16 protein-coding genes are annotated in these 24,290 nt (G+C 34.5%); 10 read left to right on the top strand and 6 right to left on the bottom strand.

All coding sequences use genetic code 11. From position 1 onward, the window contains the following. Nucleotides 1–239: 239 nt before the first annotated feature. Complete coding sequence (locus tag RC62_RS07765; protein WP_055094212.1) at nucleotides 240–623, top strand: DUF4234 domain-containing protein; 384 nt, start codon at nucleotides 240–242, stop codon at nucleotides 621–623. Next, on the top strand, nucleotides 598–1,062 hold the full coding sequence (locus tag RC62_RS07760) for a DUF2752 domain-containing protein (protein ID WP_055094210.1): 465 nt from the start codon (nucleotides 598–600) through the stop codon (nucleotides 1,060–1,062). The genes RC62_RS07765 and RC62_RS07760 overlap by 26 nt, the downstream gene beginning before the upstream one ends. Before the next feature lie 255 nt (nucleotides 1,063–1,317). On the opposite strand, the gene RC62_RS07755 is transcribed toward RC62_RS07760, so the two are convergent. After that, nucleotides 1,318–3,120 carry a GNAT family N-acyltransferase gene (locus RC62_RS07755; protein WP_055094208.1) on the bottom strand — a complete coding sequence of 601 codons (1,803 nt, stop codon included), beginning with the start codon at nucleotides 3,118–3,120 and terminating at the stop codon, nucleotides 1,318–1,320. 117 nt (nucleotides 3,121–3,237) lie between these two features. On the opposite strand from RC62_RS07755, the gene RC62_RS07750 reads away from it, so the two are divergent. The 3 genes from RC62_RS07750 (at nucleotide 3,238) to RC62_RS07740 (ending at nucleotide 6,728) form a co-directional block, all read left to right on the top strand. Continuing rightward, nucleotides 3,238–3,999, top strand: coding sequence for an exodeoxyribonuclease III (locus tag RC62_RS07750; protein WP_055094206.1), 762 nt, complete (start codon nucleotides 3,238–3,240; stop codon nucleotides 3,997–3,999). 214 nt (nucleotides 4,000–4,213) lie between these two features. After that, nucleotides 4,214–5,158: an OmpA family protein gene (locus RC62_RS07745; protein ID WP_055094204.1), complete on the top strand. Its 945-nt coding sequence runs from the start codon at nucleotides 4,214–4,216 to the stop codon at nucleotides 5,156–5,158. Nucleotides 5,159–5,690: 532 nt separating this feature from the next. After that, complete coding sequence (locus RC62_RS07740) at nucleotides 5,691–6,728, top strand: aldo/keto reductase (protein WP_055094202.1); 1,038 nt, start codon at nucleotides 5,691–5,693, stop codon at nucleotides 6,726–6,728. A gap of 109 nt (nucleotides 6,729–6,837) precedes the next feature. Here RC62_RS07740 and RC62_RS07735 read toward each other — a convergent pair whose 3' ends face one another. The 5 genes from RC62_RS07735 to panC form a co-directional block, all read right to left on the bottom strand. Beyond that, nucleotides 6,838–8,805, bottom strand: coding sequence for a transglycosylase domain-containing protein (locus tag RC62_RS07735; protein WP_055094200.1), 1,968 nt, complete (start codon nucleotides 8,803–8,805; stop codon nucleotides 6,838–6,840). Between the two features lie 20 nt (nucleotides 8,806–8,825). Continuing rightward, the gene (gene radA / locus RC62_RS07730) at nucleotides 8,826–10,187 is read right to left on the bottom strand and encodes a DNA repair protein RadA (protein WP_055094198.1); all 1,362 of its coding nucleotides are present in this window, start codon (nucleotides 10,185–10,187) and stop codon (nucleotides 8,826–8,828) included. After that, a complete protein-coding gene (locus tag RC62_RS07725) occupies nucleotides 10,187–11,341 on the bottom strand; it encodes an alpha/beta hydrolase (RefSeq protein ID WP_055094196.1) in 1,155 nt (384 codons plus the stop codon). The genes radA and RC62_RS07725 overlap by 1 nt, the downstream gene beginning before the upstream one ends. A 202-nt stretch (nucleotides 11,342–11,543) precedes the next feature. Continuing rightward, nucleotides 11,544–11,894 carry an aspartate 1-decarboxylase gene (panD, locus tag RC62_RS07720; protein WP_026727479.1) on the bottom strand — a complete coding sequence of 117 codons (351 nt, stop codon included), beginning with the start codon at nucleotides 11,892–11,894 and terminating at the stop codon, nucleotides 11,544–11,546. 14 nt (nucleotides 11,895–11,908) lie between these two features. Next, nucleotides 11,909–12,787: a pantoate--beta-alanine ligase gene (gene panC, locus RC62_RS07715; RefSeq protein WP_055094195.1), complete on the bottom strand. Its 879-nt coding sequence runs from the start codon at nucleotides 12,785–12,787 to the stop codon at nucleotides 11,909–11,911. A 78-nt stretch (nucleotides 12,788–12,865) separates the two neighbouring features. Between panC and RC62_RS07710 the strand changes: the two genes are divergently transcribed. The 5 genes from RC62_RS07710 to RC62_RS07690 all read left to right on the top strand — a co-directional run bounded on the left by RC62_RS07710 (nucleotide 12,866) and on the right by RC62_RS07690 (nucleotide 24,289). Then, nucleotides 12,866–13,672 (top strand): glycogen/starch synthase, encoded by an 807-nt coding sequence (locus RC62_RS07710; protein ID WP_055094193.1) that lies wholly within the window; start codon nucleotides 12,866–12,868, stop codon nucleotides 13,670–13,672. A 21-nt stretch (nucleotides 13,673–13,693) separates the two neighbouring features. Next, on the top strand, nucleotides 13,694–15,316 hold the full coding sequence (locus tag RC62_RS07705; protein WP_055094191.1) for a DUF4270 domain-containing protein: 1,623 nt from the start codon (nucleotides 13,694–13,696) through the stop codon (nucleotides 15,314–15,316). A 10-nt stretch (nucleotides 15,317–15,326) separates the two neighbouring features. Continuing rightward, the gene (gene glmS / locus RC62_RS07700; RefSeq protein ID WP_055094189.1) at nucleotides 15,327–17,177 is read left to right on the top strand and encodes a glutamine--fructose-6-phosphate transaminase (isomerizing); all 1,851 of its coding nucleotides are present in this window, start codon (nucleotides 15,327–15,329) and stop codon (nucleotides 17,175–17,177) included. Between the two features lie 240 nt (nucleotides 17,178–17,417). Next, a complete protein-coding gene (locus RC62_RS07695; RefSeq protein WP_055094188.1) occupies nucleotides 17,418–17,864 on the top strand; it encodes a T9SS type A sorting domain-containing protein in 447 nt (148 codons plus the stop codon). Nucleotides 17,865–17,875: 11 nt separating this feature from the next. Continuing rightward, nucleotides 17,876–24,289 carry an RHS repeat-associated core domain-containing protein gene (locus tag RC62_RS07690; protein WP_082421240.1) on the top strand — a complete coding sequence of 2,138 codons (6,414 nt, stop codon included), beginning with the start codon at nucleotides 17,876–17,878 and terminating at the stop codon, nucleotides 24,287–24,289. The last annotated feature ends 1 nt before the right edge of the window (nucleotide 24,290 follow it).

The raw sequence follows: 24,290 nt of genomic DNA, 5'->3' as shown, positions 1-24,290 counted from the left end.
TTATCAAAACTATCAAGTGGGTATAAAGGCTGGTTTTAGTGTGAAAGGATAATAAAAAGTTTTAACAATATGGCGAAAAACCAGTTTGCAGACTTTTTTTAATATAATGATAACGTATAAAGGGCGATTGTTGATTAGTAGTAATTTATTTTCGCATCCTTTTAAAATAATTTTCAAAAAAAAGCTCATCTAATGCTTCTAAATTAGAAATAAACTAACCCTTAATTAAATAATAAAAAATGGAAAACAATTTTCAAGAAACGTCTAATAATTTTAATGAGCAGATTCCGGTATTCAAAGTAGATCCAATAATGGTATTGGTTTTTGGAATTTTATCTTGTGGTTTGTATTTAATTTATTGGAATATTAAAGTATCTGAAGTTTTTAATGCCGTTGCAGGAAAAGAAGTTATTTCGCAGCCAATTGCAATTTTTGCAGGATGTTGTATGCCGGTAAATATTTATTTTTATTACCTGGCTGGTAAAGAGGCATTGCCAAAAGTTTATGAGAAAACTGGTGAACTTCAAAAAGATCAATCTACTTTATTAATTGTTTTGGGACTTTTCTTTCCAGTAGCAGCAGCAATGATTGTACAAGGTGATATCAACAGATTATACAAATAATAGCAGAGTAAAGCGTAAAGTTTACGGGATTATAGGTGCAGCAATTACACTTATAATTCCGTTTTTACTAATGCTTAACAATCATAATGATCATTTAGAAACGGATCAGTCATTTTGTCCCTTTAAGATGATTACAGGATTTCCTTGCCCGGGTTGTGGCATAACAAAGTCCTTAGTTTATTTTTATCAGGGAGATATCTATAAAAGTTTGAGTTATCATATTCTGGGACCTTTTGTTATTATATTTTGCTGGTTAACCATCATTATATTAACGACAGAAATTATTACCAAAAAAGAATACTTTACAGCACTTTTATACAATAGAAAACTGGCTTATAATATGGCTTATTTTTTAGCCTTTTATCATTTAATACGATTGGTTCTTTTTGTGAGAAATAATTCTTTTGATGATATATTACATCAGTCTATTTGGTTTTAAAATATTAAAAACCCATTTGTTTTAGCAAATGGGTTTTTTTTATGGGGTAAAATGTCTTTTATGATATAATAAATTTTTTAGTAGCCTAAATCTCTTTGTTAACCAGGTAATCTTATACTTTACAAAAAAGTAATGGAATAACTGAAAATCCGTAAGAGTAGGGGTGTAAAAAGAGTAATTCAGTTCATTTTTAAATAAAAAAATCCCATTTAGCGTTATGCTGAATGGGATTTTCTAATTTATATCGATTTGTAATTAATCTTCTTTCTCAGATAATTTACGCTCTAATTCTATTTGAAATTCTTCAATAACAGGTTTCATAGTGCTTTCAGGAATATCTGCGATTCTAATGTACATTAAGCCATCTACAGCATTATTGAACAAAGGATCGACGTTGAAAGCGACAACACGTGCATTTTGCTTGATGTATTTTTTAATTAAAACCGGCAAACGTAAATTTCCAGGTTCTAATTCGTCAATGATTTTATCGAACTTGTTTAAGTCAGATTCAGCTTCATCAAAGATAAAATCTTTATCAGCATCTTTTAGTTTTACTTTATATGCTTTTTTAGGGTGAATGTATTGAGCAATATAGGGATCATAATAATTAGACTTCATGAACTCGATCATCAATGATTTCGAAAAATCAGAGAATTGATTGCTGATACTTACTCCGCCCAATAAATATTTATGTTCAGGATAGCGTAATGTAGTATGAATAATACCTTTCCATAATAAGAACAAAGGCATTGGTTTTTGCTGATATTCTTTAATGATAAAAGCTCGGCCCATTTCGATTGATTTATGCATCATATCATGCAATTCCGGCTCGAATCTAAATAAGTCGTTCAAATAAAAACCTTCAATTCCGTATTTAGGGTAAATTTCAGAACCTAGTCCCATACGATATGCACCGGCGATTTTTTTTGTATCATCATCCCATAAAAACATATGGTGATAATATTGGTCAAATTTATCCAGGTCAATAGATTCATTCGTTCCTTCTCCTACTTCGCGGAAAGTGATTTCTCGTAAACGGCCAATTTCGTGCAGGATATTAGGGATGGATTTTGCTCTTGCAAAAAACACTTCGTAGTTTTTACTTTGCAATAAACGGCAATCACTATTTCGTAACGCATTAACTTCGTCAAGCATTTTTGACTCGTTTGCTGGCGTTACTATTTTTTTAGGTGCTTTAGGAATTTTTAAGCTTGCTGTATCCAGTAATTTACTGTCCTTTTCAAAAGGATTTGCCAGCATATAGGTTTTCTTTCTTAAAAATTCTGAGTAATCTTCAAACGATTCAAACTCATTTTGCTCATTTACAGAAATTGGTTTTCCAATACGAACCTTAATTACACGATCTTTTTGCGTTAGCAATTCTGATGGTAATTTTGCAGTTCTTAAAGTATCGTCGATTTTAGAAAGCCAATAGAATAATCGGCTGTTTTTAGCATGAAAATAAATAGGAACAACTGGAACTTTAGCTTTTCTGATTAGTTTTAGCGCGCCTTCTTCCCAAGGTTTGTCTACAACTAATTTGCCGTCTTTATAAGTCGATACTTCTCCGGCAGGAAAAATACCTAACGGTTTTCCGTCACTTAAATGACGCAAAGTTTCTTTTATTCCAACTACGCTGGATTTAGCATCCTTATGATTTTCAAAAGGATTGACCGGCATGATGTATTTTTTTAGCGGAACAATTCGGTGTAATAAGAAATTAGCAATAATCTTGAAATTAGGTTCTCTTTCGAGCATCAATTTCAATAGCAAAATACCATCAATTCCTCCAAGCGGATGATTTGAAATGGTAATGTAAGCGCCATCTTTAGGCAAACGTTTTAAATCTTCTTCAGGAATTTCGAACTTAATCTGTAATTCATCTAATACTCCGTTTAAAAACGCAACGTCTTCTAAATGTTTATTATGATCGTAAATTTTATTAAGGGTAGAGATCTTAAGAACCTTCATAAGAATCCAGCCTGAAAAAGTACCTAAAACTCCGTACTTGTCAACATTTATTGCCTTTGCAACTTCTTTCGCGGTAACTAAACCCATGTACTATTTTTAATTTATTAGAGCAGCGAACAAAGATAACAAAAAAGTCTACTTTTCGTTGATTCAAACACAAACTTTCCACATTTTTATTACATTTGGAATCCTAAAAAAACGCTGATGAAAATTATTTCTTATAATGTAAACGGAATACGTGCCGCAATAGCTAAAGGCTTTATCGAATGGCTGCAACAAGCTAATCCTGATGTTATTTGTCTTCAGGAAATAAAAGCCACAGAGGAACAAATTCCGGTAAATGATATTACCGCTGCGGGTTATCCGTATCAATATTATTATCCTGCCACCAAAAAAGGATATAGTGGCGTGGCTATCTTATCAAAAATAAAACCCAATAATGTCTTTTACGGAACCGGAATTCAGCACATGGATTTTGAAGGTCGTAACCTTCGTGCTGATTTCGACGATTGTTCTGTAATGAGTTTATACCTTCCGTCAGGAACCAATATCGAAAGGTTAGATCATAAATTTATGTTTATGGATGACTTTCAAACCTATGTAAATGAGTTAAAACTAACGATTCCTAATCTGATTATTTGTGGAGATTATAACATTTGCCATGAAGCAATCGACATTCATGATCCGGTTCGTAATAAAACTGTTTCAGGATTTTTACCTGCTGAACGTGCCTGGCTGGATGGTTTTATGAAATCAGGTTTTATCGACAGTTTCCGTCATTTCAACAAAGATCCGCATCATTATTCATGGTGGAGCTACCGCGCCGGAGCCAGAGGAAATAACAAAGGCTGGCGTATCGATTATAATCTGGTAAGCGATTCTTTGCAGCACAAACTCAAACGCGCTGTTATCCTTCCGGATGCCGTACATTCAGATCATTGTCCTGTTTTAGTCGAAATCGAGTAAAGTTTGGTATTGTTCTTGTTGAAGGAATAGCTGTTTAAAAGTGGCGTTACAGTTAGAGTTTTAATTCTCCGGAGCTATTTCCTGCTGTTCACTATATCTTTTGTGGTGAACCCCATCACAAAAGGATGCCGTTCCCATCAGGGCTAGAGCTCTTCTTTAAACAAGAAATTTTTGAATTATTAATGTTCCCCAAAAATAAAAACCAAAAAGTAATATGATTAAAAAGGCCTCCATCGGATTACTAGTTTTAGCCTTGTCTATGACTTCATGCGTATCCAAGAAAATTTACAACGATCTTGAAACAAAATATTCAGATCTTAAAAAAGAAAACCGTTCTATTGCAGATCAAAATGCCGATTTGCAAAAATCAAAAAATCAACTGGAATTAGATCGCGATGCATTAACAAAAGATTTAAATGCAACAAAATCTGATCTCGAAAAACAAAAAGCAGATCTTGCTGCTCAGCAAAAAAAATATAAGGTATTGCAGGATTCTTATAATGCATTAGAGAAAAACAGCAACGATGCATTAGAAAGCAATATGGCTAAAAATCGCGAATTGCTCGCTCAACTAGAAGCAAAATCTAAAAAACTGGCCGATGAACAAGCACGCCTTGATAAAACAGCAAGTCGCCTAAATGAACTTGAAGCCATGATTGCAGCAAAAGAAGAAGCAATGCGCAAACTAAAAGAAACATTATCTAAAGCCTTAAACGGATTTGAAGGTAAAGGTCTGACAGTAGAACAGAAAAACGGAAAAGTATATGTTTCTATGGAAAACAAACTGCTTTTTAACTCAGGAAGCTGGGCCGTTGGTGTAGAAGGAAGAAAAGCTGTTGTAGAACTTGGAAAAGTATTAGGTGATAATCCGGATCTTTCAGTTCTTATCGAAGGTCATACAGATGATGATCCTTATGCAGGTTCAGGACCAATTGCAAACAACTGGGATTTATCAACTAAAAGAGCTACAGCAATTGTAAATATCTTAAGTGAGAATGCTAAAATCAACAAACAAAAACTAACAGCAGCAGGTCGCAGCGAATTTTCTCCGCTTGCAAGCAATGCAACTCCTGAAGGAAAAGCAAAAAACCGTAGAATCGAAATCATCTTAACACCAAGATTAGATGAAATCGCCGAAATGCTTAATAGTATAAACTAAGGGACTGAGGTTCAAAGGCTCAGAGTTTTTTAAAGATCAAAAGGTTTAAAGTTTTACTTTGGACCTTTTTTTTGTAAAACCAAATTGAATTCAATTTAAGTCCCGGCGGGACGATATATTTATAGAAAATACCATTTTTTCAGCAAAGCCCCGGCGGGGTGACATGTATATTAGATAAATATGCCGCTCCGCTGGAGCTTTAGTGCCGGACTTTTAATGATTACTATCAATATATCGCTCCTCTGGAGCTATATTAGAAATTAGTTACGATTTTAAAATCTAAATTGAATTCAATTTAAGTCCCAACGGGACTACATATTTATAGAAAAACCATTTTTTAGAGAAGTCCCCAACGGGGTGACATTTGTATTAGAGAAACATACCACTTCGCTTGAAATTTAATATAAATTCTTATCCTTTTTTTAACTTTTGTACAATTTTCATTTGAAAAATCCCGTCGTATCTTTGAGTTTTATAATTAAAAGCTGTTATCTTAGTAACTCAGCACAGGAACTTAGCAACTCAAAAAGAAATGAAATACACGACACTACCCAACACGGATATAAAAGTTAGTAAAATAAATCTCGGAACAATGACTTTCGGGCAACAAAATACCGAAGCCGAAGGACATCAACAAATGGATTATGCACTTGAGAGAGGTATCAATTTTTTTGATACTGCCGAGATGTATTCTGTTCCGGCAAAAGAAGCAACTTACGGAAGCACCGAGAAAATTATAGGAAGCTGGTTTAAGAAATCAGGAAATCGGGACAAAGTCGTTTTAGCTTCTAAAATCGCAGGTCCAAACCCAAATTTTACTTATATGCGTGAGAAAGTAGATTTTTCTCCGGAAAGTATTAAATATGCCCTTGAAAATAGCTTAAAGCGTCTTCAGACAGATTATATCGATTTATATCAAATGCATTGGCCGGAAAGAGAAACAAATTATTTTGGTCAGCGCGGTTTTAAAGATTACGATTCTCAATGGGAAGATAATTTTAGGGAAGTCCTCGAAACTTTTGACGGGCTAATTAAAGAAGGTAAAATAAAACATATTGGCGTTTCTAACGAAAATGCCTGGGGAATGATGCGTTTTCTGGAAGAAAGTAAATACAACAATCTGCCAAGAATCAAGACCGTTCAAAATCCGTATAATTTATTAAATCGTCTTTTTGAAGTAGGTTCAGCCGAAGTGTCGAAATATGAAAATGTAGGTTTACTTGCTTATTCTCCTCTTGCTTTTGGTGTTTTAACCGGTAAGTTTTTAACAGGAGAAGCACACCCAAATGCGAGAATTAATCTTTTTCCACAATATACACGTTACAATAGTGATCAATGTACACAGGCAACAAGATTGTATCAAGAAATTGCTAAAAAACATGGTTTGACATTAACAGAGCTTGCAATGGGATTTGTATTGCAGCAGCCATTTTTGACAAGTGCAATTATTGGTGCAACCACAATGGAACAGCTAAAAGAGAACATCGATACAATTGATGTGTTTTTATCAAAAGAAATTCTAACTGAGATCGCAGCGGTTCAGGCAATAATTCCTGATCCTGCGCCTTAATCAGATTTAAAAAATAAACAAGAATTCCACAAATTTTCACTAATTCATAATGTGAAAGTTTGTGGAATTTTTTATGTAAATAATTTGGGATAGTTAGTCTAATTCGTGTTTACAAATCAAATTCTTCACCAATAGCTAAAGAATCTGTTGGAATTGCTGTTGAATCCGGAGCTTTAATTCGTATTAATGAACGCGCACTTCCTGAGATGTAAACCGGAGAAAGTCCGCCAATAGTATCTTCAGAAACCAAAACGCCACGACGTAACATTAAGTTGCTTAAAAACTTTTGATTTTGTACTGCGAAGTCTTTCAAATTTCCCTGATCGTTAAACTGATACATGAATTTTCTTGGTTTTGGGATAATCGTTGCCAGAAATAAACATTCATTTAAGCTCAGGTTTGAAGGGCTTTTTTGAAAATAGAAATGACTTGCTTCGCCAATTCCGTATACATTTGGTCCCCATTCTATAATGTTAAAATATACTTCGAGCATTCTTTCTTTGCTTACTACACGATTGTTCTCGAGGATATAAACCAGTAGAATTTCTTCCAGCTTACGAGAAAGTGTTTTTTCGCGAGTCAAAAAGACATTTTTAATCAATTGCATGCTTATAGTACTGGCGCCACGCGAGAATTTTTTGGTTCTGATATTCTTCAGAATAGATTGTTTGAAGGCTTCATTTATAAATCCGCGATGCGAGAAAAAAGAAGGATCTTCAGTTGTAAGAACACATTTTCGTAAATAAGGCGAAATCTGGTCTAATGGCGTATAATTAGGATTGCCATTTCCAACCAAAACGGGACGTTGCAAAACATTTTGAATAATCGCACGATAAACAAATTCTCCATTGAGCTTGTTAAGATCAGCTTCACCGTATTTAGTGATTTTTAAATCTTCTTTATTCAGTTTACTGTCAAAAACTAACGTATTTGGTTTGTTTTTATTGAATTTAAAATCCAGTTTATAGTCAAAATTTCCCGTTGCTTCCATTCCCTGAAAATGTGTAAACAATCCGTCAGGTAAAGAAACAATAAAGTCCTGTGCCTGCATTTTAGGAATATTGACTTTCAAAGTATAAATCGTATCCTTTTCTGTACTATACGAGATATAAGGTTTTACTTTTATCTTGTTCAGTTGCATGCTCGAAGTGCTGTCAATAGAGATAAAATCATCTCCCAATAAAAAGCGATAATCAAAACGTGCATTTTTAATGATTACATCTTTGCTGGCAATTTTTGGGTGGTTGATTTTTAAATTGGTAATAGATGTGTAACCATCAATATGCAATTCACTGCCATCTTTTTCTATGTTCTGAACGTTTAGGCGAATCGAATCAAAACTTGCTTTTAAGTTGTAGCGTTCGTCTAAATAGGGAACGCGGATCGCTCCGGTATCTAGGTTGAAAAAACGAATATCGGCTTTTTTATTTCTTGGGTCGGCAAATCCTTTTATGTTCCAGCGCTGATCAAAATCTTTGCTTTGTACATGAAGATTAGTTTCGAGCTGTTTGTTGTCTAAAACAAGTTTATTGACTGCTACAGAGGTTTTTTTGCCATTATCATCAATCTTAAAATTCAGGTTTTCTAATCTCATGTCTGTTGGAACAAGATTCAGCAATTTTGAGATAATTCGATAGGCAAAAGTCGCGTATTTGCGTTTTTCGTTTTTATCAGTATCCGTTTTATCCTTTTTTAGGAAAGCATCAAAATTACGGACATTTCCTTTTTTGACTAACTGAATATAACCGTTGTTTACTTTTAAAGTTCCAATCTGGACATCGCCAATTAATAAGTTAGATAAACTTATACTGGTTTCAATTTTTTCGATGTTGCAAAGTGTATCAGCATTTTTGGGAACTAAAACCACATTGGTTAATTTAATTCCGTTAAGTCCGTCAAACGTAGCTGATTTTACAGAAAATGTGCTGTTATATTCTGTATTCATTTTGTTGGTTACTTTTGCAATTGCTTGTTTTAAAAGCGAATCACGAAAAAAGTAAAAACCTAAAAAAAGCACTACCAATACTGTGACAAGTATTATTAGTGCTTTGAATATTTTTTGTTTTGGAAATTTCATAAAGTAAAATTATAACAGAATTACCCAAAAAGAATGCCGGCAACATCTTCGATTTTAGCGACAAGCTCAATCTTGATTCCGGTATTTTTTAAGGCAATTTTGTTGTACTTAGATACAAAGATAGTGGTGAAACCTAATTTTTCGGCTTCCTGAATGCGTTGATCCACGCGATTTACAGGGCGAATTTCTCCGGAAAGTCCTACTTCGCCGGCAAAACAAAAGCCTTTTGTTACCGGAATATCTTCGTTTGATGATAAAATGGCGGCAACAACTGCTAAATCAATTGCAGGATCATCAACAGAAATCCCTCCGGTTACATTCAAAAAGACATCTTTTGCCCCTAAACGAAATCCGGCTCTTTTTTCTAAAACGGCCAGAATCATGTTTAATCTTTTTGCATTATATCCTGTTGTGCTTCTTTGTGGAGTTCCGTAAACTGCCGTACTTACAAGCGATTGTATTTCGATCATTAGCGGGCGCATACCTTCCATGGTTGTGGCAATAGCAGTTCCCGACATTTCTTCGTCTTTGTGTGAGATCAGTATTTCTGACGGATTGCTTACTTCTCGTAAACCGCTTCCCAGCATTTCATAAATTCCCAATTCGGCAGTAGAACCAAAACGGTTTTTTAGAGAACGCAAAATTCGGTACACGTGATTTCGATCGCCTTCAAATTGCAAGACAGTATCTACCATATGTTCCAGAATTTTTGGTCCGGCGATATTACCGTCTTTTGTAATATGTCCAATTAAAATAACCGGAATATTGGTTTCTTTGGCAAATTTGATAAGTTCAGCGGTTGTTTCTCTAATTTGAGAAATACTTCCGGCAGTTGATTCGATGTAATCCGTATGTAAAGTCTGGATAGAATCTATAATAACAATTTCAGGCTGAATTGCTTCAATTTGCTTGAATATATTCTGCGTTTTTGTTTCCGTCAAAATATAGCAATTATCGCTATTTGGCGTTATTCTTTCGGCACGCATTTTTATTTGTTTCTGACTTTCTTCACCGGAAACATATAAAGTTTTGTAAGGTAGTTTTAATGAGATTTGAAGTAAAAGTGTGCTTTTTCCAATTCCGGGTTCTCCTCCTAAAAGGATTAAAGATCCAGGAACAATTCCGCCACCCAAAACACGGTTCAATTCACCATCTGTAGTGTCCATTCGGATTTCCTGAGCCGAATCGATTTCGTTAATTTTTAATGGGCGAGGTGCTTTGCTGCCTGAGGTTGGTTCACTTTTCCAGGCTACTTTTTCTTGTTTCTGAATAATTTCTTCAGCAATAGTATTCCATTCCTTGCACGCATTGCATTGCCCTTGCCATTTGGCATATTGGGTTCCGCAGTTTTGGCAAAAAAAGGAAGTTTTAACTTTTGACATTATTTAGTAGTTTTTTCAAGTGTTTTCATCTGGTCGATTTTCTCATACATCAGATCTTTGTTCAAATCTCCAATTGGCTCCATTTGCGAGGCATTTTGGTATTTTTTTGATGCTCTTTTCGGATCCCCCATTTTTTCATACATCAATCCTAATTCATATTCACCTAACATTGCTTTTGGATAGTTTACATTTCCAATTTCGGCCATTTTGCCTAATTCGTCGTAAGCATTCTTTTTCAAAATAAGTGTTTCTATGATTTTGAAATCACTCATTCTTACCGGAATCTGAACTCCCATAACTTTAGACATAACATTGTATTTGTTCTCCAGATAATCTGCATATCCTGTTTCAAGAATAGCAATTTTGTTGTTGTATTCGGCAGAATTTATTGGTCTGTAAACTTCAAATATTTGATATAAAGCACTTGGGATTGCGTGTAAAACCTCAGTATAATGTGTTGTGCCTTTAAATAAATCATATTTATAATTGACTAACGGATTATTGGCAATTTTAATGTTGCTGTCTAATTTTTCGATAGGCTCTTTTATTTTTTTATTGTCTCCGTCAGCCACAGATAAGTAATAAAACAATGGTTCCGTTACTTTTGCAAATTTCTCCGGAATTCTAACTTCCATTTTATTTGCAAGTTCAGGACTAAAAGAAATATAAGCATTAAAAAGAGGCTTTTCTTTATATAAATAAAAATTAATAAAGCTTGCTGTTACATCATGTCCGGCAATAATCCTAAATGGCGTTGTACGGTATTTTTTTTCGATGTAAGGAACTAATTCCGCACCAATAAATTCAAAAAAATCAGCTCCTTTTTCAAACGGAAGTCCGGTATTTTGATCAATTGTTGTGTCGTCTTCACGTTCATCGTTTTTATTTTGATGAACACCAATTATAATTACTTCGGGCAAATCTCCCCAATATGAGCCATAACTTAATGCTCCGGAAAAAGGGTCGAATAAATAATCTCCATCTAATAAATATAAAACAGGATATTTTTTTTCAGGATTAGCTTCGTAAGATTCGGGAAGACCTATGGTTATTCTTCTTTCTGTACCAAGTTTTTCAGATTTGATGTTGTCGAATGTTTTCTGCGAAAAGACAGAAACAGAAATTAAAGTAAGCAGTAAATAAACTTTTTTCATGATTTGGGCATTTCAGTGAATTAAAAAGTATTGAAATAGTGTAGCAATATAATACTTTATTTGCTTTTTTGTTTATGTAGGAATTTAAAAAAGCAATGGTACTATTAGATTAAGCCTATTTTGATCAAGGCATAAGAAATCGTGTTTGTTCAAAAATTATTTTTGACAAACAAATACAGATAGTAAAGTGTAAAAGGAAAACTTAGGTTAGCGAATTATCGTTTTCATTAGGGAAAATGATCCATGGCTTGAAGGTTTTAGCTTCTTCAAATTCCAGGGTTGCATAGGATATAATGATAATGATATCGTCTTTTTGAACTTTTCTTGCAGCAGGTCCGTTCAGGGTGATTTCTCCTGAGTTTTTCTCTCCTTTTATAGCGTAAGTTTCAAAGCGTTCGCCATTATTGATATTTACAATAGATACTTTTTCACCTTCAATAATGTTTGAGGCTTCCAGTAAAGTTTCATCAATAGTAATACTGCCAATATAATTTAAATCAGCTCCAGTTACTTTTACACGATGAATTTTTGATTTTATAACTTGAATTTGCATGGTGCAAAGGTAATTTAATTTAATGAAATGGTGTCAATCAACCTTATAGAATTAACAAATACTGCTATAAATGCACGGTAGTTTTTGTCTTTACTTTTGTGATCGATTGGTAATAATGTAGATTCGTCAGCTATTACAAAATATTCTAAGTCAAAACGTTTGTTGTCTTTGAAGGAATTTTCTACAAATTTTATCGTTTCTTCAGGACTTCCGTTTTTAAAAATTTCTTTTGCTTCAGTCAAAGTTTTATAAATAATAGCTGCTTCTTTGCGTTCTTCCGGAGTTAATCGTTCATTTCTGGAACTCATTGCTAATTGATTGTCTTCTCTAAAAATAGGACAGCCAATAACATTTACGGGCAGATGTGTTTTTTCGACCATTTTTTTAACAATCTGCAATTGTTGAAAATCCTTCTCTCCAAAATAAGCATTTGTTGGTGTTACGATTTCAAATAGCCTTTTTACGATCGTGCCAACGCCATTAAAATGTCCGGGCCTGAATTTTCCTTCCATTTGATTTTCCAATCCGTCAAAATCAAAAGACTGTGAAATGGTATGTCCTTCGTAAATATCATCTACAGTTGGGGCATAAAGAATTATTTTGTCACTTAGATTACGCATTTTTTTTACGTCTTCTTCAAGTGTTCTAGGATATTTCTCCAGGTCTTCAGGGTTGTTAAATTGGGTTGGATTTACAAAAATACTTACAACGGTATCGTCGTTTTCTTTAATTGATCTTTGCATTAACGCCAGATGACCTTGGTGTAAAGCGCCCATTGTTGGTACAAATCCGATGGTTGAATTTGTGGTTTTGATAGTTTTCAAATAGGCTATCAAAGCTACTTTACCGTAGAAAATATGCATGGCAGTATTATTAAAATTTAGTGCAAACATAATATATTAGTTATAAACTGCATAAATTTTTGTAATTTTGCAACGTTTTTATTACCAAAAATTAAGTAAAATACTATTATGAAAGATAAGAGGATATTATATGTATCATCTGAAGTCGTGCCTTATTTGGCTGAAAATGAGGTTTCTTTAATGTCTTATGACGTTCCAAAAATGATCAACGATCAAGGAGGCCAGATAAGAATTTTCATGCCAAGATATGGAAATATCAACGAAAGAAGACACCAGTTACATGAAGTTATTAGACTTTCAGGAATGAATTTGGTAGTGAATGACTTAGATATGCCGTTGATTATCAAGGTGGCTTCAATTCCTAAGGAGAGAATTCAGGTTTATTTTATTGATAACGACGAATATTTTAAACGTAAGGCAACCTTTGCTGACGAAGAAGGAGTTCTATATCCTGACAATGACGAAAGAGCGATATTTTTTGCTAAAGGAGTTGTTGAAACGGTTAAAAAACTAAATTGGGTTCCGGATATCATTCACGTTCATGGCTGGCTGGCAGCAATGTTGCCAATTTACATGAAGCATTATTATAAAAATGAAGCTTTATTTTCTGAAACAAAAATTGTAACCTCTGTTTATGGGCAATCTTTTGATGAAAATCTTGATTTAGAAATGATTAATAAGGTGAAATTTGATGGAGTTCCGCATGAAGCGGTCTCTGATTTAGAAACGCCAAATTATGAAAATGTATTAAAAGCCAGTATATTACACTCTGATGCTGTAATTATTGCATCAGAAAATGTATCTCCAAGTTTAACAAAATTTATAGAATCTTCAGGAAAACCTTTTTTACCTTTCGCCACGAAAGATGCATTCGCTGAAGCGTATACAAATTTCTATAAAACGATGGGTCTTTAAATTTTAACTTTATTATTAAACATGTATAATACTTCTTTTATTAAGAAAATTCTATTAGTTGCAACAGTTGTTCTTTTATATTCTTGCGATAAAGATTTTAATGCGATTGGTGATGGTTTGATCGGAGACGATCATTTTGGTCTTGAATCTGAAAACTATGATGTTTTAGCGTATAATCAAGAAGTAACTCCGGTTCAGTCAAATGGACTTACGCTTAATGGATTAGGTATTTATGATAGTGATGCTTTTGGTACAACTACAGCTGGTTTTGTATCTCAGGTTGCTTTGTCTACAGATGCTCCAACTATTGGCGATATAACAGGAATTGATAATGTGATTCAAAGTGTTGTTCTTAGTGTTCCTTATTTTAGCCATGTTAAAACTACAAATACTGACGGAAGTCGTGTTTATGCTTTAGACTCTATTTATGGAGACCCGAACGGTAAGATTAAATTAAGTGTTTACGAGTCAGGTGTTCAAATGCGTAATTCTTATTTTGAAGGAGGTTCGCAATTTGCTCAATTGTATTATACAGATCAGAATACTGATTTTGACAGTTATAAAATAGAAAATGCGGATACTGGTAAACCTTTAAATGATGATCCAAATGTATTGCAGAACGAAGAATTCTTTTTTAGTGCTGCAGAAATTGTAGATATAACTAAAGATGACGCAGGTAAAGACGTTACCACTAGAGTTGCTCCGGAAATGCGTTTGAACTTAAATAAAAATTATTTCCTGAATAAAATTCTCAAAGCCGATGCTTCAAAGCTTTCTTCTGCTACTATTTTTCAAGAGTATTTTAGAGGATTGTATTTTAAAGCAGAAAGATCAGGAAGTAATCCTGTGAATATGGCATTGTTAGATTTTGCCAAAGCTGGTAATGCAAAAATTACGATTAAATATAAAGCTAAAACAGCCAGTACAACAGATGATGCAAATTTAACTGAAGATAAAACGTTAGTTATAAATTTATCAGGAGCTCAGGCGAGTTTGTATCAGGATAATAAAAATCCTGCTTTTGACACTGCGATAAAAAATCCTAATAAAACTGCAGGTGACGAAAGACTTTATCTAAAAGGAGGTCAGGGTTCTCTTGCTGTGATTGAACTTACCGGATTTGCTGCTAAATTAGCTGAACTAAGAACTAATAGCTGGCTGGTAAATGAGGCAAATTTGATTTTTTCTATAGATTCAGATAAAATGAAAAATACCTATGAGCCAAAACGAGTTTACTTATACGATTTAGATAATAGCATACCAATTTTAGATTATAGTACAGATGGAACATCAAGTATTACTACTGATTCTAAAATGACAAAGGTGGTTTATAGCGGTATTATCAATGTAGATGCTACTACTAAAAGAGGAACCACATACAAAATTAGATTAACGAGCCATATTCGTAATATAATTAAAAATGCAACTGTAAAAAATGTGAGGTTAGGATTAGTGGTCACTGGAGATATAAATACGATAACTTCAGGTAAATTGAAACTTAAAAATGATGTTATTTCAGATGCACCACGAGCTTCAGTAATGAGTCCGTTAGGCACAATATTATTTGGAGGAAATATTCCTTCAACCGATGTGAATTATGCTAAAAGACTTCAGCTGCAAGTGTACTACACGAAACCAAATTAATAAATAATATATGTGTGGAATTGTTGGATATATCGGTCATAGAGAGGCTTATCCTATAGTTATAAAAGGATTAAAGCGGCTAGAGTACAGAGGATATGATAGTGCCGGTGTCATGTTATATGATGATGAAACTGGCGTAAAAGTTTGTAAAACTAAAGGTAAGGTTTCAGATCTTGAAGCAAAAGCAAAAGAAGATCTTACTACAAACGGAAATATAGGGATTGGTCATACACGTTGGGCAACGCATGGTGTGCCAAATGATGTAAACTCACACCCTCACCTTTCTAATTCAGGTGAGTTGGTTATTATTCATAATGGAATCATTGAGAATTATGCACCGCTTAAAGAAGAATTAATCAAAAGGGGATATACTTTTAAGTCAGATACAGATACTGAAGTTTTAGTTAACTTAATTGAAGAAGTTCAAAAGAAAGAAGGAATAAAGTTAGGGAAAGCAGTTCAGATCGCTTTAAATCAGGTAGTAGGAGCATATGCAATTGCTGTTTTTGATAAAAAGAACCCTAACGAAATTGTTGCTGCAAGATTAGGTAGTCCGTTAGCAATTGGGGTTGGAGAAGGGGAATATTTTATTGCTTCTGATGCTTCGCCTTTTATTGAATATACTTCGAATGCAATTTATCTTGAAGATGGTGAAATGGCAAACATTAGATTGCACAAGCCTCTTAAAGTTAGAAAAATTAAAGACGACTCTTTAGTAGATCCTTATATTCAGGAACTTCAAATGAATTTGGAGCAGATAGAAAAAGGAGGTTACGATCATTTCATGCTTAAAGAAATCTACGAGCAGCCAAGTGTAATTAAAGATACGTACAGAGGAAGACTTCATGCAAACGAAGGTATTGTTCAAATGGCAGGTGTTGAGGATAATTTAGAAAAATTCTTAAACGCTGACAGAATAATTATTGTGGCTTGCGGTACTTCATGGCATGCAGGTTTAGTAGCTGAATATATTTTTGAAGAGTTTACACGTATTCCTGTTGAAGTAGAATATGCTTCTGAATTTAGATACAGAAACCCAATTATCAATAAAAATGACGTGGTTATCGCAATCTCTCAATCCGGAGAAACGGCAGATACTATGGCAGCTATTAAATTAGCAAAAGAAAATGGTGCTTTTGTTTTTGGGGTATGTAATGTTGTTGGTTCTTCTATTTCAAGAGAAAGTCATGCAGGTGCTTATACACACGCAGGACCGGAAATTGGAGTAGCTTCTACAAAAGCATTTACAACACAAATCACGGTTTTAACGATGATCGCATTGCGTTTAGGTAAAGCTAAAGGTACTTTGTCAAACACTGATTTTCATACCTACTTACAGGAGTTAGAAATAATCCCTGAAAAAGTAGCAGAAGCGTTAGAAACGAATGACAGGGCAAAAGAGATTGCAGCAGCTTTTAAAGATGCTCCAAACTGTTTGTACTTAGGTCGTGGTTATAATTTTCCGGTTGCGTTAGAAGGTGCTTTAAAACTTAAGGAGATCTCTTATATTCATGCTGAAGGTTATCCTGCTGCCGAAATGAAACATGGTCCTATTGCTTTGATCGATGAGCATATGCCGGTTATTGTTATTGCGCCTAAACAAGGACATTACGATAAAATTGTAAGTAACATTCAGGAGATTAAATCCAGAAGCGGTAAAATTATCGCTGTAGTTACCAAAGGGGATACTCAGGTTCGTGAATTGGCAGATTATGTAATTGAAATCCCTGAGACTTCAGATGCATTGTCTCCATTAATTACCACAATACCTTTGCAGTTGCTTTCGTACTATATTGCTGTAATGAGAGGCTGTAATGTCGATCAGCCACGTAACTTAGCAAAATCAGTTACTGTAGAATAAGCAGATTAAAATATTTATAGGTTAAAAAAGCGAGATTTAGGTCTCGCTTTTTTTTTGTGCCTTATTTTAGATGTTAACAAATGGAACTAAACTGATTTAATAATATAATTTATGAGGTTTTATCCAGCGGGTCTGTTAATTGTATGATTTTTATTTTACTTTAATGTTATTTAACAGTAATTGTTTTACTTATTGAAATATATAAAACATTTTTGTAAGAAATATTCTAGTATCTGCCATATGATAAAATTTCTACTTATAATTTCGTTTTTATTGTGTTTCACTTCCCGGGCTCAGACAAAAATTACCTTTAGTTATGATGCTGCAGGAAACCAGACCAGCAGAATATTGTGTATAAATTGCCTTTCTAAAACAGCAAAAGAAGTTAAAGAAATTGAGGTGATTACAAATGATGATTTAGATCCGTTTTTCGAAAAAGATGTAATCTCCTATTATCCAAATCCTGTAAAAGAAGAGTTGTATCTGCAATGGCAATTAATTAAGGAGAATTATGTTACCTCAGTTAATGTCTATTCTGTCACAGGACAACTTTTAAGATCCTATTCAGGAAATGAAAGGCTTAATAGTTTAAATATCCCTTTTCAAACTTATCCTGCCGGATTTTACCTCGTATTGCTTTCGTACAAAGACGGAGGGGAGAAATCAATTAAAATCATCAAACAATAAAGCCATTAACTATGAAGAACTTTTACTATACAATGTTATTTTTAATAGTGAGCTTATTTGTTTCTGCGCAAACATCGTCTGAAGTTGGTATTACTGAAGGGCAATTGTCTGTTTCATTATCAGGAAGTGCTAATTACACCATTCCTATTGCTGTTCCTCCGGGCATCAATGGGGTTGTGCCACAAATTAGTTTGTCTTATAATAGTCAGTCCGGTAATGGTATAGCAGGATATGGATGGAATGTTTCCGGGGTTTCTGCCATTACCAGAATTCCTGCAACAAAATTTCATGACGACGTAGTTGGTGCTGTTGCATTTAACGATTTAGACCGTTTTGCCTTTGATGGTCAACGCTTGCTGGTAAAAAACGGAACTGGTAGTGCTTATGGAGCAAACGGGACAGTATATGAAACGGAGAGTTTTTCGAATGTTAAGATTACATCTTATGGTGTTCATCCTAATGGTTCAAATTACGGACCTGCTTATTTTATAGTTGAGTATCCTGACGGATCAAAAGCATATTACGGAAACTCAGGTGATTCCTGTTCCATAACAGATTGGGCAATTACATATTGGGAAAATCCTCAGGGTGTCAGAATTAGTTATACCTATTTTTTATCTGATAATATACTAAGTATTGCCAGTATTAATTACGGAACCCTGCGAACAGCAACGCCAATTAATCAGGTAAAATTTATCTACAAGCAAAAGCAAAGGCCTGAACAAGTATTTGTGGGAGGAAAAAGTATGGTGAGAAATTCTATTTTAGATAAAATAGAAGTAACTGGAAATGGTATTGGATTTAGAAATTATGTATTAAGTCATGATATTACATCCCTGGGATATCAAAGGTTAAATGGTATTACGGAAAAAAGCGGCGATAATACCAGAAGTTATAATCCAACAATATTTGAATATAGTACTGAAACGAATGATAACGCCTTAAAAGTCAAAAATTCAGGAACCATTGATATAGCCGGTGTTGACTATACTAATACGGAATACGTTTCAGGTGATTTTGACGGGGATGGTCAGCTGGATCTTATTTTATATCCTAAAACGGGAGATAATAAAAAAAAGGAATATCGCCTCTATACAAATATCGCGGCTAATCTTAATTTAAGCACTAAACAGACCGTTGGTTCATTCGAAGAAATTTTTCCTTTAACAGGATTAAGTTCGGATAATAAGTTAATGGCCAGGCAGGCTTGGGTAGTGGTCAAAACAAATAGCTTTGCTACTCATGTTAAAGGGCCTACGGGTATTTATGTAGATAATGAAAAAGAATATATTTTTCCACAATTTACGCGTAAGTATATTTATCCTTGTGGCGGAGCAGAGCCAATGCTACAATCTGTTGACACTAAAAATACAGCATCTAATTTAACGGCAAATCCGCCTAAATATAAAGACGGAAGCGTAGAAAGTGATATTGCTAAAATATATGTCAGCGGAGATTTTAATGGTGATGGGCTTACCGATATTGTTGTTATAGAAAAACCGCTTACTTATTATATCCATAAAGATTGCTCAACCACAATTGCTCAGAAATATACCGGTGGTAAAACCTATTTTGTGAATCTGGATAAAAGAGTATCATCAAATTTTGTAAATCAATCGGGATTCCTTGATATCTCAGAGGACAGTAAAGTAATTGTAGCAGATTTTAACGGAGATGGCAAATCAGATATATATGTATTTGATAAAGGGAAAGTTTCTGTTTATGAGTTAGATCAGGCTAATCAGTTTAAATTATTATTTACCCAGCCTGATGAGGGAATTGTTTTAGATAAGCAAATTTTGATGGGCGATTTTAATGGTGATGGAAAAACTGATTTTGTTATACCTAATGAGTTAAATAAAGACAGCTGGAACTTTTTTCTTGCTACAGGTTCGTCATTTAATAAAATAAATTCACCTATTGGAATTTTATATGAGTATGGAAAAGTAGATTATTTTCAAGTAGTAGATAATGACGGTACTATCAGATATCCTTATAGCCTAAAAGAAAGCAGCTACATTGCTAATGATTATAATGGAGATGGAAAGACAGATATTTTGTACCAGCAAAATTTGACAGCTGCACAGGATGGATTTTATGGTAAGACGGGATCTCCAATAATAACAAAATTGATTTTGTACGAAAATCAAATTTTTGCAGATAAGCAAATCAAATTTGCTGCGATTGGTGCTCCGGAGGAAGTTACAGGAATAAGAAGAAATTCTGTCGCCATATTTACCAATCATAATGAAATAAATAAAAATTTAGAATATTCCGTAATTAGTGATAATCTTATTCGGTCATTTAACAGTCCAAAAGACAATCGACAGGATGTCCTTGTCAGAAAGATTATTACCGGAAATAAAGTAGAAGAAGCCATTACTTATGAACCTTTAAAATATGCCTATAATAAAACATATTCTGGAAGCCCTGCTGTAGAGTACTATCCTAATTTTGATGTTCTGGTTGCTCCGGGTTTTCAGGTCGTTTCAAAATTAGAAAAACGCAGTCAGGACGTTTTTAAACAGCAATCTTTTAGTTATTATGGTGCAGTATCAAATGTTCAGGGTCTGGGATTTCTGGGTTTTAGGTCCACAGTCAGAACCAATTGGTACGATCGTGATGATGCTGTCATTTCAAGTATTTCTCGCAATGATATTACTTTAAGAGGTGCCAATACTGAAAATTATACTGTATTAGGAATGCACGACCCTTTGAGGGTTACAGATAATCAAATCGATAGTGTAATTATAAAAGAAGGATCTTATACCGTAACAGGAACAGATAATCTGGTGGCGACACAAAGTATCATCTTAAAGCCGGATACCTGGATAAAACCGGGCAGTACATTTTTAGCAAAAATAGATGAAGAAGCTAATAATTCATTTAATACCCCGATTAATTACATCACTAAATCCAGATTGAATTATGAAAGCGAATTACTGCCTAATAAAGTTTTTAAAATAAAAAACACAAATACCAAGCATTATAATGGCTTGGATAATACGAGTTCAGAAACGTATGCAGAATATGATTTTTATAACAATCCGCTAAAATCTACGACGCTTTTAAAAGAATCAGGAGGTATTGTACAAACGACGGTTTCAAATGTTAGTTATAATGCCCCAACCGTATCTCCGTATATAATAGGGAGACCTTCCGGAAAAAATCAAAGGGTTGCGATTTCCGGAGATGTGATGACTACCGAAGAATTGTATTTTTATGAAAATAGCTTATTAACCCAAATTAAGAAAAAAGGAACCAATACAGATTATATTACAGAAGACAATAGCTATGATGCTTTTGGTAATATTACGCAAAAGACAATCACGGCATCCGGGCTTCCGGCAAGAATTACCAGTTATGGATACGATCCTACAGGGCGTTTTTTAACAAAAAGTACAGATATCGAAGGATTATCAACATCATTTGTTTATAATGCGGACGGTTCATTACAATCTGAAACAAACCCTTACGGGTTAACTACATCGTATTTGTATGATTCATGGTTTAAAAAAACAACCACTACAGATTATCTCGGGAAAAAGAATAGTTATGCTTATGCACGATCAGGTAACAAAACAATTGTAACGACTACAGCTGATGATGGCAGTATCATTCAGGAAACATTTGATGATTTAGGCAGAAAGACAAAAGCAGGCAGTAAAACCATAATGGGCACTTTTGCCTATGTTGATTATGTATATGATATTCAGGACCGCAATTATAAAGTAAGTGAACCTTATTTTGGATCATCAGGAACCCAGTGGAATGAAACTTTATATGACGTTTACGGCAGGGTAAAACAAAATATATCCTTTACAGGAAAAAGTACAGATATCAACTATTCCGGGCTTACCACAACTGTAAACGACGGAACAAAATCTAAAACATCTGTAAAAAATGCCATAGGCAATGTAGTATCAATGACAGATACTCCGGGCGGAACTATCGCATACACCTATTTTGCTAACGGAAATCTTAAAGAATCAAATTATGCCGGTGTAAAAACCACTATTAAACAAGATGGCTGGGGACGAAAAACAGAACTGAACGATTCCTCTGCAGGAGTTTACACCTATGCCTATAATGCATTTGGGGAAACCACAAGCGAAACTACGCCCAACGGAGCGACAACTTACCTATTAAATGCCGTTGGTAAAGTCACGCAAAAAACAATCAATGGTACACTTACAAATTCTAAAACAACGTATGATTATGATTCTTTAAGCAAGTTATTATCAGGCAGTACGTTTGAAGATTTTAATAATGACAGAAGTAAAATCAGTAATTTATTTGGTTATGATGATGCAAAAAGAATTGCTGCTACAGTCGAAACAACACCTTATGCCCAATTTACAAAGGAATTTAAATATGATGATTTTGGACGCATTGATACCGAGACTTCAACAGCATTTGCAGGAGGGAAATCAAGTTCAAAAACCATAAAAAACACCTATAAATATGGATTGCATTGGCAAATAAAAGACAATGCGACGGGTGCACTGTTATGGCAAACCAATACAGTTAATGCAAGAGGACAGCTTATCAATGCACATAACGGACCAACCATCGTAACCAACGAATATGATACTTATGGTTTTGCGTCTCAGTTTAAGTATACCAAAACAGCGGGTGGGGCAAATATTTTGATCTTAAATACTGTTTTTGATGCTAAAAAAGGCAATCTAACCAGTAGAAGTAATAGTTTGTTTAACAGGAACGAAAGCTTTGCATATGATGCACTGGACCGCTTAACAGAGTTTACAAATATTCAGGGCGCGCAGGAAAAACAATTGTACGACGATCAGGGCAGGATTACGCAAAACGGTCTGGGAGCCTACAGTTACTCAAAAGAAAAGCCGTATCAAAATGAAGCAATTGCACTTTTGCCGGAATCACTATCATATTATACGACCAAACCAAGACAAATTATTACCTACAATGCTTTTAAGAGTCCGGTACAAATTGAAGACAAAGACATTGATAAAATAAGTTTTTTATACAATGATGACAATAGCCGTACAGCCATGTTTTATGGAGGATTGCAGGATAAAATAAAGGATAGGCCATTACGCAAATATTATTCTGCTGATGGCAGTATGGAAATTAAGGAAAACAGCGTAACAGGTACCTTTGAGTTTATAACCTATATTGGCGGTGATGGCTATACTGCACCAATAGTATTTAGAAGTAACGGGACAACACAAGATTATTTATATTTACAACGGGATTATCAGGGATCGATAGTGGCGATAACGAACCAGGCAGGTACAGTTGTAGAAAAAAGATTGTTTGATGCCTGGGGAGCCATTGTAAGCGTACAGGACGGTGCAGGAAATATATTGGCAGGATTAACGGTTTTAGATCGAGGTTATACCGGTCATGAGCATTTGCAAAGTGTAGGGCTCATTAATATGAACGGTCGTATTTATGATCCTAAATTGCATCGTTTTTTACAGCCGGATAATTTTGTGCAAGACCCATATAATACACAGAATTTTAACCGTTATGGATATTGTTGGAATAATCCATTAAAGTATTCAGATGTTAGTGGAGAATGGATTCATATTGTTGTCGGGGCAATAATTGGAGGTGTCGTAAATTGGGGAGTTCATGGTTTCAGGATGGACATCGAGGGGCTTAAAGCGTTTGGTATTGGAGCTGGGGCAGGAGCTATTGGAGCAGCGACAGGAGGCGCGGCATTTGCGGCTGCAGGAGGTGCTGCAGGCGGTGTTGGTGGGTTTGCTGCCGGAGCATTTAGCGGTGCTGTAGGCACAATGTATTCTTCTATGTTTTTAAGTATAGGGAATAATGCTGCTTTTGGTGATCCTATGATGTCGGGAAAGGAATTTATCGTAGGAATAGCTTTTGGGGCAATTACCGGAGGGTTAATAAATGGTGTTACAGCAGTAGCAAATGGAAAAACATTCATAACCGGGGGTACGCCAAAAATTGCCGTACAACCCATAACAATTGCACCAGCAGGTATAACAGAGGCAAAAGGTGGAGCACAAATAGAAGGAAAAACAGATCTTAAAATTGCAAACGCTGCCAAAACTACCACCGCACCAACTGGAGAAGCTAATGTTGCAAAAAACATTAATATTGATAATGGCTATGTTGATGTTTCTAAAAATCCAGATTTTAAGAAAATTGTAGATTTAGAAGAAGTAGTTGTACATGGAAATTCTTTAAAAAGTACAAAACCAACATGGGGATATAAACTATATGATAATGATGGGACTTTCTTAAAAAATGGAATAACAAATAAGTTAATTCCTGAAGCGAGATATACTAAGACTTTTATGTTGGATAAGAAAATGGTTCCTTTTAAACAATTTTCAAATAGATTAGATGCGTGGAATTGGGAATATCAACAAAACTTAATAGAAAGAGGTCCATTAAACTTAAATATGCACTAAT

The organism is Flavobacterium aquidurense, from assembly GCF_001404985.1.
GTDB classification, from domain to species: Bacteria; Bacteroidota; Bacteroidia; order Flavobacteriales; family Flavobacteriaceae; genus Flavobacterium; species Flavobacterium aquidurense_B.
The sequence above is the reverse complement of the archived record's forward strand: the minus strand, read 5'-3'. Positions and strand labels throughout refer to the sequence as shown.

What these genes read in the sequence shown, in the direction of transcription:
- radA (WP_055094198.1), bottom strand. Translation starts at nt 10,187, where the DNA reads ATGTCAAAAGTTAAAACTTCCTTTTTTTGCCAAAACTGCGGAACCCAA.
- RC62_RS07725 (WP_055094196.1), bottom strand. Translation starts at nt 11,341, where the DNA reads ATGAAAAAAGTTTATTTACTGCTTACTTTAATTTCTGTTTCTGTCTTT.
- RC62_RS07745 (WP_055094204.1), top strand. Translation starts at nt 4,214, where the DNA reads ATGATTAAAAAGGCCTCCATCGGATTACTAGTTTTAGCCTTGTCTATG.
- RC62_RS07755 (WP_055094208.1), bottom strand. Translation starts at nt 3,120, where the DNA reads ATGGGTTTAGTTACCGCGAAAGAAGTTGCAAAGGCAATAAATGTTGAC.
- RC62_RS07695 (WP_055094188.1), top strand. Translation starts at nt 17,418, where the DNA reads ATGATAAAATTTCTACTTATAATTTCGTTTTTATTGTGTTTCACTTCC.
- panD (WP_026727479.1), bottom strand. Translation starts at nt 11,894, where the DNA reads ATGCAAATTCAAGTTATAAAATCAAAAATTCATCGTGTAAAAGTAACT.
- panC (WP_055094195.1), bottom strand. Translation starts at nt 12,787, where the DNA reads ATGTTTGCACTAAATTTTAATAATACTGCCATGCATATTTTCTACGGT.
- RC62_RS07690 (WP_082421240.1), top strand. Translation starts at nt 17,876, where the DNA reads ATGAAGAACTTTTACTATACAATGTTATTTTTAATAGTGAGCTTATTT.
- RC62_RS07735 (WP_055094200.1), bottom strand. Translation starts at nt 8,805, where the DNA reads ATGAAATTTCCAAAACAAAAAATATTCAAAGCACTAATAATACTTGTC.
- RC62_RS07750 (WP_055094206.1), top strand. Translation starts at nt 3,238, where the DNA reads ATGAAAATTATTTCTTATAATGTAAACGGAATACGTGCCGCAATAGCT.
- glmS (WP_055094189.1), top strand. Translation starts at nt 15,327, where the DNA reads ATGTGTGGAATTGTTGGATATATCGGTCATAGAGAGGCTTATCCTATA.
- RC62_RS07705 (WP_055094191.1), top strand. Translation starts at nt 13,694, where the DNA reads ATGTATAATACTTCTTTTATTAAGAAAATTCTATTAGTTGCAACAGTT.
- RC62_RS07740 (WP_055094202.1), top strand. Translation starts at nt 5,691, where the DNA reads ATGAAATACACGACACTACCCAACACGGATATAAAAGTTAGTAAAATA.
- RC62_RS07765 (WP_055094212.1), top strand. Translation starts at nt 240, where the DNA reads ATGGAAAACAATTTTCAAGAAACGTCTAATAATTTTAATGAGCAGATT.
- RC62_RS07710 (WP_055094193.1), top strand. Translation starts at nt 12,866, where the DNA reads ATGAAAGATAAGAGGATATTATATGTATCATCTGAAGTCGTGCCTTAT.